General features: G+C 64.7%; 11 protein-coding genes. 6 read left to right on the forward strand and 5 right to left on the reverse strand.

Going from position 1 to position 15,190, the window contains the following annotated elements:
- The first annotated feature begins 57 nt into the window (after window positions 1–57).
- Window positions 58–1,017, forward strand: a complete 960-nt coding sequence (locus JN279_RS13025) for an IS5 family transposase (protein ID WP_096447906.1) — start codon at window positions 58–60, stop codon at window positions 1,015–1,017.
- A 159-nt stretch (window positions 1,018–1,176) separates the two neighbouring features.
- On the opposite strand, the gene uvrB is transcribed toward JN279_RS13025, so the two are convergent.
- The 3 genes from uvrB to JN279_RS13040 form a co-directional block, all read right to left on the reverse strand.
- A complete protein-coding gene (uvrB, locus tag JN279_RS13030) occupies window positions 1,177–4,353 on the reverse strand; it encodes an excinuclease ABC subunit UvrB (protein WP_244734551.1) in 3,177 nt (1,058 codons plus the stop codon).
- Window positions 4,354–4,479: 126 nt separating this feature from the next.
- Window positions 4,480–6,099, reverse strand: coding sequence for a tlde1 domain-containing protein (locus tag JN279_RS13035; protein ID WP_202352944.1), 1,620 nt, complete (start codon window positions 6,097–6,099; stop codon window positions 4,480–4,482).
- A 213-nt stretch (window positions 6,100–6,312) separates the two neighbouring features.
- Window positions 6,313–6,621: a hypothetical protein gene (locus JN279_RS13040; RefSeq protein WP_202352945.1), complete on the reverse strand. Its 309-nt coding sequence runs from the start codon at window positions 6,619–6,621 to the stop codon at window positions 6,313–6,315.
- On the opposite strand from JN279_RS13040, the gene JN279_RS13045 reads away from it, so the two are divergent.
- From JN279_RS13045 to JN279_RS13060, 4 genes are read left to right on the forward strand one after another with little or no spacing between them, the layout of a single operon-like run.
- On the forward strand, window positions 6,620–7,489 hold the full coding sequence (locus JN279_RS13045; protein ID WP_096449255.1) for a protein-L-isoaspartate O-methyltransferase family protein: 870 nt from the start codon (window positions 6,620–6,622) through the stop codon (window positions 7,487–7,489). The two genes, JN279_RS13040 and JN279_RS13045, sit on opposite strands and share 2 nt — an antisense overlap.
- 46 nt (window positions 7,490–7,535) lie before the next feature.
- The gene (locus JN279_RS13050) at window positions 7,536–10,244 is read left to right on the forward strand and encodes a hypothetical protein (protein ID WP_202352946.1); all 2,709 of its coding nucleotides are present in this window, start codon (window positions 7,536–7,538) and stop codon (window positions 10,242–10,244) included.
- Complete coding sequence (locus tag JN279_RS13055) at window positions 10,244–11,179, forward strand: hypothetical protein (protein ID WP_202352947.1); 936 nt, start codon at window positions 10,244–10,246, stop codon at window positions 11,177–11,179. The genes JN279_RS13050 and JN279_RS13055 overlap by 1 nt, the downstream gene beginning before the upstream one ends.
- Window positions 11,180–11,190: 11 nt before the next feature.
- Window positions 11,191–11,469 (forward strand): hypothetical protein, encoded by a 279-nt coding sequence (locus tag JN279_RS13060; RefSeq protein WP_202352948.1) that lies wholly within the window; start codon window positions 11,191–11,193, stop codon window positions 11,467–11,469.
- A 4-nt stretch (window positions 11,470–11,473) separates the two neighbouring features.
- Here the strand turns inward: JN279_RS13060 and JN279_RS13065 are convergent, their stop codons facing one another.
- Entirely contained in the window at window positions 11,474–12,403 is a 930-nt protein-coding gene (locus JN279_RS13065; protein WP_202352949.1) for a LysR substrate-binding domain-containing protein, read from the reverse strand.
- Between the two features lie 100 nt (window positions 12,404–12,503).
- Here JN279_RS13065 and JN279_RS13070 point away from each other — a divergent pair, with 100 nt between their 5' ends.
- Complete coding sequence (locus JN279_RS13070) at window positions 12,504–13,709, forward strand: TauD/TfdA family dioxygenase (protein WP_202352950.1); 1,206 nt, start codon at window positions 12,504–12,506, stop codon at window positions 13,707–13,709.
- A gap of 171 nt (window positions 13,710–13,880) precedes the next feature.
- Here JN279_RS13070 and JN279_RS13075 read toward each other — a convergent pair whose 3' ends face one another.
- Window positions 13,881–15,137, reverse strand: a complete 1,257-nt coding sequence (locus tag JN279_RS13075) for a hypothetical protein (RefSeq protein WP_202352951.1) — start codon at window positions 15,135–15,137, stop codon at window positions 13,881–13,883.
- Between the last annotated feature and the right edge of the window lie 53 nt (window positions 15,138–15,190).

Here is a 15,190-nt window from a genome sequence, read left to right on the forward strand (position 1 = left end):
CTGTTGCGTAATTGGCTGGTTGTGATTCTCTGAGACATAAGCTCGGAGGACGAACCGATGGCGGTGAAGCGGACAGGTCAGTTGAGTCTGGTGGAGGGATTTCTGGGCGACAAGCTGTCTGGTGGCTCCTCGCCGCTCGACCGGTTGTCTGGCCTTGTGAAGTGGTACCGCTTCGAGAAGCTGCTTAACCCTCTGCGCGATGGCGGACCGGGTCGGGCGGCTTGGCCGCCGCTGGTGCTGTTCAAGGCACTGCTGCTGCAATCGCTTTATGGGCTGTCGGATCGCGAACTTGAGGAGGCGCTCGGCGACCGGCTGTCGTTCCGGCGTTTTGCCGGGCTTGGGCTGGGAGAGAGCATTCCCGACCACACGGTGCTCTCGCGCTTTCGCAATCTGCTTGTCGGTGAAGGGCTGCTGGAGAAGCTGTTTGGCGAACTCGACCGGCAGCTGGAGAAGGCCGGCGTGATCCTGAAGCGCGGCACGATGCTGGATGCAACGCTGATCGATGCAGTCTCAGCGCCGCCGACAGCTGAGCGGCCTTCGAAAGATGCGGACGCCCGTGTCACCACGCGGCAGGGCAAGGGCGGTTTCACTTTTGGCTACAAGGCCCATGTCGGCGTGGATGAGGGCTCTGGCATCATCCGCACGGTGATCACCACACCGGCCAACGTCAACGACACGGTGATGGCCGATGACTTGATCCGCAGCGACGAGAAGACGGTGTGGGCCGATGCCGCCTACGACACGCACGCCCGGCGTGCCCGGCTCAAGGCCGAGGGCAAGAAGGTGCGCATCGCGCGCCGCCCCAACAAGCATCATCCGGAGCTGCCGTTGCGGCTCAAACGCTACAATCGCCTCATCGCCAGGCGTCGGGCGGCGGTGGAGACCACCTTCGCCACGCTCAAGAACCGCATGAAGCTGACCGCGATCCGCTATGTCGGACTGGCCAAGGCGTCCGCCCAAGTGACGATGGCGGCGATCGCCTTCAACATGCGCCGATGGGCCGCCATCACGGGATAGGTGCGCCTGCAGTCCGGCCGTACGGGCCGAACCGCCACCTCAACCCCTCAAAACCAGACTCCAATCCACAAGCGCAAGCAACAACCCGCTGCATTCCACTCCCGTCCGCGCACTCCCGAAACTGCGCAACAGGCCCACAAGGGGAGAAGGAAAAGGTTGCTACTTCCCCGGCCGTCCCGTCTTGCCCGGCCTGCGCTTCTCGCGGCGGGCATCGCCTGGGTCTTCGTAAGAGCCGATGCCGGCGCGCTGGCGAACGATTGGCTTGAGGGAATCGTCGCGTTCCTTCGCGCCCCCCTCTGTCCTGCCGGACATCTCCCCCGCGAGGGGGGAGGTCGGCTGGGGCTTCGCCGGCACTTTTCCTTCTACCGGCTTTTCCGTTCGCCGCACCGTCATCTCGTCCAGCGAATTCTTCTTGAACAGCGGTTTGACGGGCTCGCCGGGAATGCCGAAGTCGGAGCCATGCGCCTCTTCGGCCGACTGTTTCTTGAACAGCGAGCGTGACACGGCGCCTGCCGGCGTCGGCATGTCGGTGCCGGGGCCCATGTCGTCAATTGAAGGTTTGGCGAATAGCGGCTTCTTCAACGGCACGGCGCCGTCGGCGCCCATCTCGTCAAGCGCCGGCTTGCGGAAGAGGTTGGTCCGGGCAGCCCTGGCCGCCTCTTCGGCGGCACGGGCTTCGTCGAGCTTGCGGAAACGCTCCTGTTCTTCTGCCGTACGGTGTTTGGCCACGCCCTTGTTGTGCTTGCCCTTCTCGCGGCCCGAGACCGGGCTTTCCATGTCGGCATATTTGGCCAGCGGGTCTTCGGAGATGGACAGTTCCATCTCGCGCAGGCGCCTGATCTCGTCGCGGATGCGGGCTGCCTTCTCGAAATCGAGATTGGCGGCGGCGTCGCGCATCTGTTTCTCCATCGCGTCGAGATGGGCCTTGAGATTGTTACCCATCATGGCGCCGGCGCTGTCGGTGAACTGCGAGATGTCAGCGCGGACATGGTCCTTCTCGTAGACCGAGTCCAGAATGTCGGAGATGCGTGACTTGACCGATTCCGGCGTGATGCCGTTGGCGGCGTTCCACTCCATCTGCTTTTCGCGGCGGCGGTTGGTCTCGGCCATCGCGCGTTCCATCGAGCCGGTGACCTGGTCGGCGTAGAGGATGACCTTGCCGTCGACGTTGCGGGCGGCGCGGCCGATAGTCTGGATCAGCGACGTTTCGGAGCGCAAGAAACCTTCCTTGTCGGCGTCGAGAATGGCGACGAAGCCGCATTCGGGAATGTCGAGGCCTTCGCGCAGCAGGTTGATGCCGACCAGCACGTCGAAGGCGCCGAGGCGCAAATCACGCAGGATCTCGATGCGCTCCAGCGTGTCGATGTCGGAGTGCATGTAGCGCACGCGCACGCCCTGCTCGTGCAGATATTCGGTCAGGTCCTCGGCCATGCGCTTGGTCAGCACGGTGACCAGCGTGCGGTAGCCGGCCTTGGTGGTCTCGCGGATCTCGCCGACGACATCGTCGACCTGGCTTTTTGCCGGGCGCACCTCGACCGGCGGATCGATCAGCCCGGTCGGGCGGATAACCTGTTCGGCGAAGACGCCGCCGGCCTGTTCCATTTCCCAACCGCCCGGTGTCGCCGAGACGGCAACCGAGAGCGGGCGCATAGCGTCCCATTCCTCGAAGCGCAGCGGCCGGTTGTCCATGCAGGAGGGCAAGCGGAAGCCGTATTCGGCCAGCGTCGCCTTGCGCCTGAAGTCGCCTCGATACATGCCGCCGATCTGCGGCACGGTGACATGGCTTTCATCGATGAAGACCAGCGCATTGTCCGGAATGTATTCGAACAAGGTCGGTGGCGGATCGCCGGGCTGACGGCCGGTGAGATAGCGCGAGTAGTTCTCGATGCCGGCGCAGGAGCCGGTGGCTTCCAGCATTTCGAGGTCGAAGCGGGTGCGCTGTTCCAGCCGCTGCGCTTCCAGCAGGCGGCCGGCGCGCTCCAGTTCCACCAGCCGCTGCTTGAGCTCTTCCTTGATCGATTTGATCGCCTGGTTGAGCGTCGGGCGCGGCGTCACATAGTGGGAGTTGGCGTAGATTTTCACGCTTTTCAGTTCGCCGGTTTTCTGGCCGGTGAGCGGGTCGAATTCGGTGATCTGCTCGATCTCGTCGCCGAACATCGAGATGCGCCAGGCGCGGTCCTCAAGGTGGGCCGGGAAGATCTCGATCGTGTCGCCGCGCACGCGAAACGAGCCGCGGACGAAGTTGATGTCCTGGCGCTTGTATTGCTGGGCGACGAGGTCGGCGAGCAGCGCACGCTGGTCGAGCCGGTCGCCGATCTGCATCTGGAAGGTCATCGCCGTATAGGTCTCGACCGAGCCGATACCGTAGATACAGGACACCGAGGCGACGATGATGACGTCGTCGCGCTCAAGCAGCGAGCGCGTCGCCGAATGGCGCATGCGGTCGATCTGTTCGTTGATCGAGGATTCCTTCTCGATGAAGGTGTCGGTGCGCGGGACGTAGGCTTCCGGCTGGTAATAGTCGTAGTAGGAGACGAAATATTCCACCGCATTGTCGGGGAAGAATTTCTTGAACTCGGAATAGAGCTGCGCTGCCAGCGTCTTGTTGGGCGCCAGGATCAGAGCGGGACGCTGCGTCTCCTCGATCACCTTGGCCATGGTGAAGGTTTTGCCGGAGCCGGTGACGCCGAGTAGTACCTGGGTGCGGTCGTTGTTATCGACGCCTTCGACCAGATCCTTGATGGCGGTCGGCTGGTCGCCGGCCGGCTCGAAGTCCGACACCATCTTGATGGCGATGCCGCCTTCGGATTTTTCCGGCCGGGCAGGGCGGTGCGGTGTCCACAGCACGCCATCCTTGTGCAGCGGATTGCCGGATTCGATCAGTGCCGACAGCGCTGCCACCGTGGCGGTGACGCTGCTCGAGGCCATTGTCTCGGCGTCTTCCAGCGAGATGTCGAGGCCTGCGACCGGGTTGAGGCCGGCCGCGGTCCGCTCCCTGGCCGTTGCCGCGCCGCCCATCGAAGTGCCGCGCGAGCTGCGACCCGGAGCGGCGGAGCGCTCGGGAATCTTCTTCGACGGTTTTGGCGATTTGCCGCCGTCGCCCTTGCCGGTTTGGCGCCCTTCCTTCTCGGCCTCCTGCTCGATCTGCTCGGCCCAATCCGCGATCGAACCGGTCAGTGGCGTGCCCGACAGTTCGGGCTGCGGCATCTCGGCGAAGCCGCCTCTGTGCAGCGGCTCCGAGGCGTCGAGGAAATCGGTCAGCGGGCTGCGCCGCTTCGGCGCGGCGCGGTCGTCATCCGCCGTCGGCGGCGTTCTTTTATCGGGGGATTTGGCCATGTCCCGAATATGGGAGGTCTTGGCGAAAATGGAAAGAGCGGGATGCAGCGAGGCGCATGCCTGGATGCGGCTCCTGACAGAAGGCTGTCAGGAGCAGGCAGGTGCCAGGGGATGCCTGCTGTCCCGTCAGGCTCCGCGGGCGTTGTCCGTTGCTACCTGGGTCGGCGATCCGTTCAGGCGCGGCACCACGACGAGACGTGTGACCTTGCCCTTCTTGAAGGCGGCGAGGAAGCGGGAATAGTCCCTGAAGACGACGCAGCCATTGGACTCGGCGCGGCCGCCGCGCAGCATGTAGGTGTGGGCGAGCAGGCCGTCGCGGTTGTACTTGTTGCCGCCGCCGACCGGGGTCAGACGTATGGCCTCGACGCCATGGAAGCGGGATTCACGCAGCGACAGATTGTAGGTGTTGGGCGGCGTCGGACCACGATCCTTGACGTGGACATAGCGCGGCTGGTCGACCATGGCGCCGAGACCGGAATGCGCCTCGAGCCGCTGGCCGTCCGGCATGTAGACGGTCTTGGCGCTGATGTCATAGACGGCGACGCCGTGGCCCGCGCCGCTTCCGCCGCCCGGCCCGTTGAACAGGTTCCTGAACGCCTGGCCAAGGCCGCCCGAGGGCATGTCCGGCTTGGCATAGGCCAGCACATCGCCGCCCTCGCCAGACCGGCCGGTCCTGGCCGGCCTTGTCGGCTGCTGTGCCTGCTGGACCGGCTTCGCTTGCGGCGCCGGTTTCTGCTGCGCGATCTTGGGCTGAGCAATCTTGGGCTGCGGCGCGGGCCTGTCCTGTTCCACGGCCTTGGGCTGCGGCGTGTCATACTGCGGGCGACGGGTCGGCAGCGGCACGTCGTCGGTTAGTGCATCCGGCAGCGCGGCGGCGTCGCCGGGCTGTTGCTGCTGGGTCTCGACTGGCGCAACCGCGACATCGGCCGAGGATTCGGTCATCGGCAGCGGCGAGGCGAATGCCTCGTCATCGACCGGCATCGACTCGACGAGGGCCAGCGCCAACTGTGCGTTGTCGGGTGTTTGCGACTGGGCAAAGCCCTGCGGTGCCGGCGCGGTCTGGACGACGGTATCGGCACGGGCGAAGCGTTCCGCCGCTGGAGCCGGCATGTCATCCGACAGGCTGGCCACGACCTGGACGGACGGCACCAGCGACGCCTCGGTAATCTGCGCCCCGATGCTGGAAATCACCGGACGATCGGCCGTGGCGACAGGCTTGCCGGCGTCGGCAAAGGCAGCGGCGAGCTTGGTCGGCGACAGCGACGCTTCCATGCGTTCGAAGCGCTCCTGCGCCTTCGACTTCAGGATTGGCTGTTCCGGCTTTGCATGAGCCACCAGGCGCGCGGATTTCTCCGCCAGCGGGCTCACCCTGGCCAGCTTGAAGCAGCTGGCGCCGCACTGCACGGCGTGGTCGTGCAGGGCCTGCGCGCCACCATGGGCATTGGCCAGCACGAACGGCGCCGACGACCTCAGGAAATGCTGTTTCAGGGGATCGGCCATCGCCAGCGAGCCCGGCATGGCCAGCGTCTGCGGCAGGCCGCCCGACGTCGCCGACAGCGAGGCGCCGACGGAACTGAGGCCGGCCATGGTGCCGATCAGCCACAGGCCGACGGCGGCGCTGGCACCGGGCACAGCGACCCAGCGGACGATCCGTTTCGGGTTGAAGGAAGGGGCACGCTGCGCATCGACGAACTCGCCGCCCTCGCGTTGGTCCCAGATTATTTTGTGTTTACTCGACAACGCCATGCAACCAATCTCGCTCCAATCGGTTTTCCCCGTACGTGGCCTTGTCAGCCGCGACGACCATTCTGCGAGTGATCCCAGGGTGGTCCCCGACGCGTTTGCCGCGCCTGTCGTTGATTGCCGATTGCTTCAAAATATGGACAAAGTTGGTTAACCAATCCCTCTCAAAACCAACTTTGAGACGTGGACTTTGTGCCAAAAAAGGCTCGTCCACGATCATGCACGCGGTATTTCAGCCCTTCCGATCCAGGTTTGCTGCCTGTTTTTGACGGCCGAGTCAAGCACAACAGCTCTTGCTAATTTAAGGCAAAGGCGCTCCAGCTGGCCCTGCGGCAATGCGGCGCGCCATTCCAAGGTGCTGAAAAAGGCCGATGGCATCGCAAAAAACTGTTGCCCGTTTGCAACAATTTTCCGGCCCGGACGCCCACCTCCCGACGGCCATTGACTCGTTTTGGGAGGCGGTGCAATCCCGTTGAAGTGCTTGGTTTTGGGGTGGCAAAGGCCACTTCTGGAGGCTTTTTCCATGAAGCGTCGGGATTTCTTGACGCTGTCGGCGGGTGCGGCGGCGTTCTCCATTCTTCCAGCCACCGTCAGGGCTGCCTTGCCGGTGCCCTACGACCGCAATGCCGAAGTGCCGTTGAGCGATAAAAAAGCGTTCATCGAGTGGATGGTGGCCAATCGCGGCGAGGATCCCAAGTTCTTGGCCGAGCGATTCGATCGCTTCCAGATCATGGTCTACAACAAGGATGTTCTGGACGACCGCAACAAGCGCGCCTTCCTTTCGACGCCGCGTGAAGAATTCGTGCTGCCGCAGAATCTGGGGCGCGCCTATGACCATGCCTTCCTCGACATCGGCTATGGCGTGACCATTTCCGGCCCGCATCTTGTCGGACGCATGACGACGGCCATCGACGTGCAGTTCGGCGAAGCCGTGCTCGAGGTCGGCACCGGTTCCGGTTACCAGTCGGCCTATCTCGCCAACCTCACCGACAAGGTGCACACGATCGAGATCATCAATCCGCTGGCGCAGCGCACGCGGCGCACCTATGACGGGCTGATCGATCGCGGCTACAGCGTGTTCGGCTCAGTCACCAGCCGCAATGCCGACGGCTATTATGGCTGGGAAAGCGTCGGCCCGTTCGACAAGATCATCGTCACCTGCGGCATCGACCATATTCCGCCGTCGCTGCTGCAGCAGCTCAAGCCTAATGGCGTGATGGTCATTCCGGTCGGCCCGCCGGGCGCCCAGCACGTGCTCAAGGTGATCAAGCAGCAGCTTGCCGATGGCACGTTCAATATCGTCCGCTCGGATATCTACAATGGCAAGGTGGTGCCGTTCGTGCCGTTCACCAAGCTGGAAGGCGACCAGATCGTCGGCACGCATAACGGTTGAGTTGCCGCGTCGGTGCCGAGCTAAACCGCCGCATCAAGGGGCCTGAATGACGGCTGTCGTATCGACCTCTCGTCCAAGCATCGCCTCGCTGGAGGCGCCGCGGCTCGCGCACTATCTCGCGGTCGGACTGATCGCCGGCGCCATCATCGCGCTGCAGATCGCGGTGATGCGGGTGTTCGCCGTCGGCAGCTGGTCGCATTTCGGCTCGCTGGTGGTCAGCCTCGCCATGCTCGGCTTCTCGCTGTCCAGCGTCGTCATCTTCGCCGGCAAGGGCTGGTTCGACCGCCACTGGCAGGGTGCCGCTACCGCGGCGCTGCTGCTGATCGGCCCGCTTGCCGTGGGCTCCAACCTCGTTGCGCAGACGGTGCCGTTCAACGCCATCTTCCTGGTTTCCGACCCGGCGCAGAAATGGCGGCTGCTCGCCAATTTCCTGCTCTATCTCCTGCCGTTCCTGGCCGGCGCGTTCTTCCTCGGCATCGTCTTCCTGAAAAGCCGCACCGCCTTCGGCCGCGTCTATTTCGCTGACCTCACCGGCTCGGGGCTCGCCGGCCTCGTTGTTCTGGTGTCGCTCTATCTGTTCGCGCCGGAAACCATCATCGTCGTGCCGCTGCTGCTCTGGGCCGCCGGCTCGCTGCTGTGGTTCTTCGCGTTCGGAGCCTGGAAGAGCGTTGTTGCCGGCGTGGTCGTGGCGGCGCTGTCGGTCGCCGGCTATCTCATGCTGCCCGGCCTGCTCGGCATCCCCGACATTGCCGTGTCGCAGTACAAGGGCGTCGCCTATGCCCGCAACTTCCCGGACGGCAAGCGCATCTACCGTAGCGTCTCGCCCTTCGGCGACCTGCAGGTCTATGCCAGCTCCTACATGCATTTCGCGCCGGGCCTGAGCGACAATGCCGCCTTCGGCATGCCCGAAGTGCCGGCCAACACCTATGTTGGCATGTATCGCGACGGCGACGGGCCGGAAGGCATCATGCGCAATCTGGCGCCGGCCGAGCAGGTCTATTTCCGCTACCTGCCGATGCACTATCCCTATGTCATCAAGGACAAGCCCAGGACATTCGTCGTGCAGTTCGGCGGCGGCATCTCCACGCAGGCCGCGCTCAATGCCGGCTCGACCTCGGTGACCGTCGCCGAGAGCAACCCGATGACATTGCGGGCGTTCCGCGACCCGGTGTTGAAGGATGTCACCGGCGATATCCTCGCCGAGCCGCGGCTGAGGGTGATCGACTATGACGGGCGGCTGTTCCTCGCCAACACGGCGGAGCGCTACGATGTCATCGACCTCAGCCTTGCCGACAGCGTCGGCCTGTCCAATCCGGGCGGCTTCGCCATTTCGGAGAAGTACGCCTACACGCATGAGGCGATGCTGAGCTACATGCATGCGCTTGCCGATGGCGGTGTGCTGTCGGTCACCTTGTGGAACAAGGAAGAGCCGCCGAAATCGGTGCTGAAGCTCTATTCGACCATCGCCGAAGCGGCGAAGGCGTTCGACCCGCAAGGTGCGGCCAACGACATCTTCGCCGTGTCGAGCTACCTCTCGACCACGACCGTGTTGTTCAAGCGCGGCGGCTTCACCGAGGCCGAGATCAAGACGCTGCGCGACTACACCAAGTCGATGTCCTGGGAGGAGGTCTATTATCCCGGAATGGTTTATGACGGTTCGGGCGCGCAAAAGGTGCTCGATGATTACCGCGCCTCGATCTTCGGCAGCGGACAGGACGCGACACTGACGCAGCAGCCGGCCGCCGATGCGACCGCGCCCGCTGACCCGACCGCCCCGGTCAACCCCGATTGCGACCCTACGGCGCCGGCCGATCCGACGCTCGATGCCTGTGCGGGCGCCGGCGGCGACACCGGCCCGCAGGTGCTGCCGGCGACGGAATTGCAGCGCATGAGCTGGCACGCGCTTTTGACCGGCGGGTGGGAAAAACTTGCCGGCGACTATGTCTTCGATGCGCGGGCGCTGAGCAACGACCAGCCCTATTTCGCCGCTTATGTGAAGGTTGCCGACCTGCCGCGCACGCTGGACCGGCTCGACCTGTTCCAGGACGATTGGGGCTATCTCTTGATCTGGGCGACGCTCGGCATCGCCTGCATCACGGCGGCGTCGCTGGTGCTGCTGCCGGTCATCTTCGGCTGGCGCATCGTCTTCTCGCGCTCGCGCGGCAAGCTCGGCACCATCCTCTATTTCGCCTGTCTCGGCCTCGGCTACATCATGGTCGAGGTCGGGCTGATCAACCGCTTCACCGTGGCGCTGGCCAATCCGACCGTTTCGGCCTCGGTGCTGATCTCCTCGATGCTGGTGTTTTCCGGTCTCGGCAGCCTGTTTGCCGAGCGCATCTTCGACCGCGCCAGAACGCTGCTGCCGGTTGTCCTGCTGGCGGTCTGCCTGCTGCTGCTCGCCTACGGCTTCTATCTTTCGCCGGTGCTCGACTGGATCGGCGCCTATCCCTATGCGGTGCGGCTGCTGCTCTGCTTCCTGCTGGTGTCGCCACCGGCCTTCCTGATGGGCATGCCGATGGCCACCGCCATGACCTGGCTGGCGCGGCTGGGCAAGGAGCATCTGTTCGTCTGGGCCTGGGGCATCAATGGCTGTTTCTCGGTGATCGGCTCGGCCGCCGTGCCGATCGTCGCCACCAGCTTTGGGCTGAGCGCCGTGCTGCAATGGTCGGCGATCGCCTATCTCATCGCCATCCCGGCCTTCTTCGCCGTGCTGCTGCCGTCGAAGGCACCTGATTTGCGGCTGGTGGCGGCCTGATGCCGGACCGGCGCGCCATCGTTGCCGGATTGCTGGCCACGGCGGCGTTTCCGGTGGCAAGTGAGGGGGCACGCTTGCACAAGGCTATCTCGACCATCGTGCCGTTCAAGGCATCACCCTTTCCCTACCGGGGCGAGCTGCCCGACGGCGAGGCGCCGTTCCTCGACGTCACGGCGGCGGACGGAAGGCGCGGCCACACCTCGCCGCGCGGCGGCATCTACTGGGAAGACGAGACCTATTCCGACCGATCGACGCTGCTGGCGGTGCCGAAAGGGTTCGATCCGGCCAAGCCGGCGGTCATTGTGGTGTTCTTTCACGGCAATGGCGCCACCTTGCAGCGCGATGTGGTCGGCCGCCAGCGTGTGGTCGCTCAGGTCGAGGCGTCCGGCCTCAATGCCGTTCTGGTGGCGCCGCAATTCGCCAGCAATGCGCAGGATTCCAGCGCCGGCAATTTCTGGACGCCGGGCTATTTCGCCAGCTTCATGGCCGAGGCCGCGCAGGGCCTTGCCAGGCTGACAGGCGCCAAGGCGGCGAAGTTCGAGGCCGCACCGGTGGTGCTGGTGGCCTATAGTGGGGGCTACAACCCGGCAGCTTCCATTCTCAAGAATGGTGACATCAGCGGACGCCTGCTCGGTGTCATCCTGCTCGATGCCGTCTTCGACGAGGCCGACATTTTCGCCAACTGGGTCGCGCAGCACCGGAAGCGTTTCTTCGTCAGCGCCTATGGCAAATCCTCGGCCTCCGGCAATGCCGAGATCAGGCAGTTGCTGGCGGGCCAGGGCATCAACGCCAGCTCCGATCCGCCCCGCCGCCTTGAAGCCGGCACCGTCGCCTTCCTCGCCTCGGATGCCGCCCACGACAGTTTCGTCACCCGGGCATTCGTCGGCAATCCGCTGCAGTGGTTGCTCGCCCGGCTGCACGGGTTTGCGCGCTAAGACCTCTTGCCATGCTTCTGACCGCCATTGTCATCGCCCAGATATTGGACCCGCTCAGGATCCTGCTGGTCGGGATCTCCTATTTCCTCAGCCGCCTGGTCAAGCGGCCGGGCATGGGCTGGCTTGGATTGCCCGCGGCGATTGTCGTCATCGCCGCTGGATTTCCGTTCGTCATATTCGGCCAGTCGGGTGATGTCGCCTGGACGACCGCCGCGATCGGCGTGATATCGAACGCGCTGATCGCCGGCGCCATGGCCGGGCTGCTGCGGCTCCAGCGGCGGTTTTTCTAGAGTTTCAAGCGGGCAGGGCGCCATCGATGCCGGTGTCAGCCGCCGCCAGGAGTGCCGCCGCCACCGCCGCGGCGCGGCGTGCCTTCGGGCCGTGTTCAGGCCAGACGATGCGACGCTTGATGGTCAGTGCCGGTATTTCGCGCGCGATTTCGACGAGATGGCCCGCGTCGAGATGGCGGCGCAACACCAATTCGCTGGCCAGAAGCGCGCCCATACCGGCGATCGCCGCTTGCGCCGCGACGATGGTCAACCCGAAGCGCGGACCCTGGTCGATGTCTTTCCTTTGCCGCGCCGCCGCTGTGAACCAGCCCCGCCATGTGGGGTAGACATCGTCGCCCATCGTCGGGTCGATATGCAGCAGCGGCATCCTGTCCAGCATTTCGGCCCTGTCTGGACCGACATGCCCCTCGACCAGCGCCGGCGCGCAGGCCGGGATGACCCGTTCGGTGAAGAGGTCGAGCGCCGCGATGTCCGATGCCGCGCCCTTGCGGTAGCTGATGGCGAGGTCGACGCCTTCCTCCGCCATGGCGTCCAGCGCTACGGACGCGACGATGCGGACCTCGAGCCGCCCCAGGGCCGGCCGCACCATCGCAAGGCGCGGTGCCAGCCACAGTGAGGCGAAGGACGGATCGGCGGAGATGGTGAAGGTCTCGGCCTGGCGTTCGAAGCGCAGCCGGCGCATGCCGGAGGCGAGCGCATCGAAGCCGCGGTCGATGTCGGGCAAGGCCGCCTCGGCGGCACGGGTCAGCACTATGCCGTTGCCGTCGCGCCGCACCAGCTTGGCGCCGAGCCGTTCTTCCAACTGCCGGATCTGGTGGCCGATGGCGCCGGGCGTGACGCCCAACTCTTCGGCGGCGCGCGTCAGGCTGCCGGCCCTGGCGGCGGCCACCAGCGCCCGTAAACCGGAAAGCGGCAAATCTCGCACTATCCTCATGTTTTGAATTTACCTCAAAACTTGAGGAAGGGAACTCGTTTGAACATGGGCTTTTCGCTCCCTAGGCTGGTCGAAGAAATTCAACCGCAGGGGACACCAGATGCTCGACACGCCAAAGCAAGCAAGCCAGCAAAGACATGCCAGCGCGCCGATCCGCGCCATGCGCGCGGAAGGCCCACGCATTGCCGTCGAACTGGCGGACGGCCGCTCGGCAAAACTCTCGACGCGTTGGCTGCGGCTCGCCTGCGAATGCGGTGAATGCGGCGACACCGCCTCGGGCAAGAGGTGGCTGACGCCGGCCGATGTCGGCAAGGAAATCCATGCCGAGAGCTTCGATGTCTCCGCTCCCGGGCAGGTCACCGCCATCTGGCAGGATGGGCATGTCTCGCATTACGGCGCGGCCTTTCTGGCGAGCCATGTTAGCGGCTCCGGCCCGGTCCGTTTCCAGCCGCTTCTGTGGCACAGCGACCTCTCAGCACGGCTCGGCCGCTTCGCCTTCGATGCGGTGGTCGCGGATGACGAAGCGCTGTTCCAGTCGCTTAGGGCGCTAAGGGATCACGGCATCGCCATGCTGACCGGCGTGCCGGCTGAGACGGAAGCGACGGCGCGGGTTGCCGGCCGTTACGGGCCGATCCGCGAGACCAGCTACGGCAAGGTGTTCGACCTGATCTCACGGCCGGATGCGCGCGTGGCGGGTGAGACGGCGCGGGCGCAGATCCCGCACACGGACGAGCCGTTTCGCTATTCCTCGCCGGGTTTCATCTTCTTCCACGCCATCCGCACGGGCGCGGGCAGCGGCGGCACGTCGCTGATGGTCGACGGCTTTCATGTCGCCGAGTTGATGCGGACGCGTACGCCCGAACTGTTCGATCTGTTGACGCGGCACGGCGTCACCTTCCACCGCGAGCACGAAGGCGAGGTCTTCTTCAGTGCCGAGGCGCATGTCATCAGCCTCGACGCGGCGGGCGCCGTCACCGGCATCCGCTACAATGACCGGTGCCTCGCACCGCAATGGGGGCTCCTGGAGCGGATCGACGGGCTGATCGAGGCGCTGGCCGAACTGACGCGGCTGATCTGCGATCCGCAAAACCAGTTCCAGCACCAGCTTCAGCCGGGCGAAGTGCTGGTCTTCGACAATCAGCGCGTCCTGCACGGCCGCAGCGCCTTCGACCCGACGCTCGCCGTGCGGCATCTGAGAAGCTGCAACATCGACCGCGACGGCGTGCACAGCGCGTTTCGGTCGCTGGCCAGGCGGTTTGCGCCTGATGAGGCGGAGCAGGTGCTGTACCAGGGTGCGATTTTCTAAGGTGTATTGATATTCAGGTGATGCCGGCCTGCAAACGGCGGCTTCCTGCGCTTCCGGTGCTCACGTACCCAAAAGTACGCTCCGCTCCGGTTCTCGGAAGCCACCGTTTTCGGCTCGGCCTGACCTGAATCTCAACACACCTTGGCGCGCTTCTCTCAACGGGGGTAGATCTTAGTTGAACCACAACGCGAATGTCAAAAACCCGCCACCGCCGAATTCGCGCTGGATCTGGTCGAAATCCTCGCTGGTCAGGATCTTGCCGCTTTCGAGATAGGGCGCGATGCCAGGGCCGGTGATCGACAGCACCAGGTCGAAGGTCTTCGGCTCGTCGAAGAAGCGCTTCATGTTGATGCCTTTGCCGGTGATGCGGAAATGCGGCAGCAGCGCGCGGCCTTCGAGCAGGTCCTCGGCCATGGTCAAGGTGGCGAGCCAGGCTTGGACCTGTTCCTCGCCGACTTCGAGGCCGGTCAGCGGGTTCGCACCCTTCTGCTGCGGTCCCGGCAGCCACTCGCGGTCATTGTCGGTCTCGGCGCGGATGGCCTTCCAGTCCTCGCGCGACAGCCGAATCATTTCGAGCAATTCGCGGCGTGCCGCCTTGCGGCGCTCCGGCTCGACCACCGGCCAGTTGATCATGTGCACCATCGAGATGAAGTCGGCGATGCGCCATTCCGAGGAGAAGATGCTCGAGCCCATCTCGCTCGGCGGCGGCACAAGGATGTCCTGCAACGGCAGCTTGGCGCGCGGGAACAGCATGTGGAACGAGCCGTCGAAAGTGTTTTTGAAATCATGCGCCAGCCAGAAATCGGCCTGCGCCATCAGGAACTCGGCATAGCCCTGCAGCCAGTAGCCGTCGGCGCGGTCGAAACGGAAGGTAAGCGCGGGCGCGGTGTCGCCCTGCGAAATGCTGCCGTGCGACAGTGCGGCCATGATCGCCGCCATGCTTTCATCCGGCGCGATGGTGCCGTCCTCATTGAGGTCGATGCCGACATGGGTGAGGTCGATGACCATGCCGATATCGGCATCGGCCGGCACCGAGCCCAGCGTGGCGGCGGATTTTGCCAACCGGTCGCGGAAGGCCACCAATATGGCGCGGAACTGTTCGTAGGTCAGCGGCTCGGGATTGGGATTGGAGGGTACCGGCAACTGCATCAGCGGCAGCATGAAGGATTGCGGGCTCTCGAAGCCATGGCGGTGCAAGCCGCTGGCGAGCAGCTCAAGTGCGGTGAAGAATTCGCCGGCGCCGGCGGCATAGGCCGATGCCGGATCCTTCGGCGCGGCGGCTTCCAACGTCGACAGCGCGCTGTCGCGCGCGGCCACGGTCTTTGCCTCGAACAGCGCCGTTGCCGCTTCGGGCATGGCGGCATGCGCCGAGGACAATGGCAGAAGAACAATGAAGGCGGATGCCAGCAGGCTCGAAATTCTGTTCATCTTTTCCCCCAAAACATATGTGTCGCGGGCAGCAAATATACACCATTTGTGGC

The sequence above is a fragment of the Mesorhizobium sp. 113-1-2 genome, assembly GCF_016756475.1.
Classification (GTDB): domain Bacteria; phylum Pseudomonadota; class Alphaproteobacteria; order Rhizobiales; family Rhizobiaceae; genus Mesorhizobium; species Mesorhizobium loti_C.

What these genes read in the sequence shown, in the direction of transcription:
- JN279_RS13065 (WP_202352949.1), bottom strand. Translation starts at nt 12,403, where the DNA reads ATGAGGATAGTGCGAGATTTGCCGCTTTCCGGTTTACGGGCGCTGGTG.
- JN279_RS13040 (WP_202352945.1), bottom strand. Translation starts at nt 6,621, where the DNA reads ATGGAAAAAGCCTCCAGAAGTGGCCTTTGCCACCCCAAAACCAAGCAC.
- JN279_RS13075 (WP_202352951.1), bottom strand. Translation starts at nt 15,137, where the DNA reads ATGAACAGAATTTCGAGCCTGCTGGCATCCGCCTTCATTGTTCTTCTG.
- JN279_RS13025 (WP_096447906.1), top strand. Translation starts at nt 58, where the DNA reads ATGGCGGTGAAGCGGACAGGTCAGTTGAGTCTGGTGGAGGGATTTCTG.
- JN279_RS13050 (WP_202352946.1), top strand. Translation starts at nt 7,536, where the DNA reads ATGACGGCTGTCGTATCGACCTCTCGTCCAAGCATCGCCTCGCTGGAG.
- JN279_RS13055 (WP_202352947.1), top strand. Translation starts at nt 10,244, where the DNA reads ATGCCGGACCGGCGCGCCATCGTTGCCGGATTGCTGGCCACGGCGGCG.
- JN279_RS13045 (WP_096449255.1), top strand. Translation starts at nt 6,620, where the DNA reads ATGAAGCGTCGGGATTTCTTGACGCTGTCGGCGGGTGCGGCGGCGTTC.
- JN279_RS13070 (WP_202352950.1), top strand. Translation starts at nt 12,504, where the DNA reads ATGCTCGACACGCCAAAGCAAGCAAGCCAGCAAAGACATGCCAGCGCG.
- uvrB (WP_244734551.1), bottom strand. Translation starts at nt 4,353, where the DNA reads ATGGCCAAATCCCCCGATAAAAGAACGCCGCCGACGGCGGATGACGAC.
- JN279_RS13035 (WP_202352944.1), bottom strand. Translation starts at nt 6,099, where the DNA reads ATGGCGTTGTCGAGTAAACACAAAATAATCTGGGACCAACGCGAGGGC.
- JN279_RS13060 (WP_202352948.1), top strand. Translation starts at nt 11,191, where the DNA reads ATGCTTCTGACCGCCATTGTCATCGCCCAGATATTGGACCCGCTCAGG.